We start from the raw sequence: 471 nt of genomic DNA on the forward strand, positions 1-471 counted from the left end.
CGTCAAGGCCATCACCAGCAGTGCCACCCCGGACAACACCGTCCACGTCTACGCGATCGGCACCGACCTCAACGTCTACACGCGCGACAACAAGCCCGACGGCACCTGGACCAACTGGCAGCTCGTCCCCGGCGGCGCCAGCGGCGCCCAGGACATCACCGCCACCACAGCCGCCACCGTCGGCTGACCTCACCCGCATTCCAGGGCTCCGTCCGGCACCGGGCAGCAAAACCGTTGTACGTCGGCCGCATTCGCTCCGCAGGCAGAGCCGGAAGCCCTGGGCTGCACCGGCGACGTCATCGTCACCCGGACGGTCCGCACCACCGGCCCGGCCCGGCTACGCTGCCCCGTGACGCTCGTTGGCCCCGGGGATGCACTTAGGTTCTAGGGATCGTTGCAACACCCCAGTTCAAGGGGTGCAATGTTCGAGATCCGGGAGAACCGGATAGCGGCTCAGGGTCGCAGGACCCT

The 471-nt window shown here is 68.2% G+C and carries 1 pseudogene; it reads left to right on the plus strand.

The features are described 5' to 3' along the window. Positions 1–187 (plus strand): annotated as a pseudogene (locus tag ACFVVA_RS33990) (hypothetical protein); the annotation flags it as partial. Positions 188–471 lie beyond the last annotated feature (284 nt).

The organism is Kitasatospora sp. NPDC058048, assembly GCF_042885555.1.
Classification (GTDB): domain Bacteria; phylum Actinomycetota; class Actinomycetes; order Streptomycetales; family Streptomycetaceae; genus Kitasatospora; species Kitasatospora lactacystinica.